The organism is Acinetobacter sp. NigerLNRRAM0016 (genome assembly GCF_054112845.1).
In genome coordinates this window covers 1-1,511 of the sequence record NZ_JBSYVT010000087.1, presented here as the reverse complement: position 1 = coordinate 1,511, position 1,511 = coordinate 1, and the positions used below count along the sequence as shown (strand labels likewise).

The 1,511-nt window shown below is 43.6% G+C and carries 2 protein-coding genes; both read right to left on the bottom strand.

The window, feature by feature from the left end:
• Positions 1-762 (bottom strand): efflux RND transporter periplasmic adaptor subunit (locus tag ACWQ4X_RS19580; protein ID WP_457904665.1); only part of this gene is annotated, 762 nt, incomplete at its 3' end.
• Between the two features lies 1 nt (position 763).
• A partial coding sequence (locus ACWQ4X_RS19575; RefSeq protein WP_457904664.1) for a TolC family protein occupies positions 764-1,511 on the bottom strand: 748 nt, incomplete at its 5' end.

The window sequence follows — 1,511 nt, the reverse complement described above, 5'->3', positions numbered from 1 at the left end:
GGTAAAGAGCTGATCGGCTAACTGAACATTTTCTCCGAGCACCAAATCCTTTTTACTGATCACGCCGGAAATGGGAGCTTTCAAAATATAGCGCCCGTTACTGGCATTCACTGCACCAAATGCACTTAAACGTGATTGGGCCGCTTGAACCTGAATTTGCGCCCGTTTATAGCTGTTGTAAGCACGTTGATAGTCCTGTTTTGCTGAAATACCTTGTGACCACAGCTGACGCTCACGCTCGAAGTCCTGTTTCGCCAGTTCAAGGTTGGTTTGTTCAATTTTTAGATTGGCCTGCTGATCGACTAAATCAGGAACAAGCAACGTGGCCAAAGACTGTCCTTTCTGAACTTTTTGGCCGAGTTCTACATAAACATTTTCGACATGACCACTAAAACTCGGAGAGACATGCGCTTGCTGGTCGGTATTCACGTTAAGTTTTGCTGGATAAGAACTTAATTTAACCACCGGACCTTGATCGACTGCTGATAACTGTATGCCTTGTTCAACCAGTTGCTTGGCCGTCAGGCTCACGCCTTCTGCATGCTCTTCGGTTTCACCGCCATGTTCCTCTTTGCCTTCTTCACTTCCATGTTCCTCTGCGCCTTCTTCCTCGGCATGTTCATCTGATGTTTCAGATTTATTCTTACCCGACAAGATTAAGAAAATACTGAGGAGTACGGTTGCACCGATGGCCAAACCAATCAATAGAGGTTGGGAAATCTTTCCGCTCTGTTTTTTTAAGATGTTTTTAAGATCGAACATGTTAATTTCCCCCACCAATGACAGGCATGGCCTGTATGTCTTGCCATAAGTTTTGATTAATTTGTGCAATAGCATCTTTCGACATGACTTCACTTGGGCTAATGCCTAAGCTCAAACTTTCTGCTTCGATGGCCTTTTGCCAGCCATCCCGTAACAACTGGACTTTACGTAGACGGATATCCTGTAATTGAAGCGTGGCTTGCTGAACATCGGTTAAAGCAAACTTGCCTGCCAGAAAACCTTGTAAAGTTTTACTTTGAACTTGAGTCGCCAAAGGAATTTGAGTCTCGTCAACGACTTTGAATTGAAGCTCTAAACCCTGCAACTCGGTTAAGATCGTACCGATTTGCAGCGCATTTTGCTTTAGATAAAAGTCTTTCTGACGCTCTAATAAGTTCATTTTTTCTTGCGCGATTTTTATGCCATTTTGCTGACGATCGAAAATATTAAGCGGTACACTGACTCCGACTACTAATTGATTTTGTGTGGAGTTTTCCAAGGATTGGGTGCGGTTGACACCTAGGTTTAAAGTGGGGTTAGGACGTGCCTTTGCCCTTAGTTGATCAACCGTTGCTTGAGACTCTAATACCAGTAAAGCTCGATATTTCTCAACGTAGTTTTCCGCTAAATATTCTTGAACCTGCTGATGAGTCGATTTTGGCCAGAGCTTTTGTGAAGAGAGGTTTACCTGCAATGACTTATCAGAGGTTCCCCATAAATTTGATAATTGTTGGGTGGCCACTTGGACT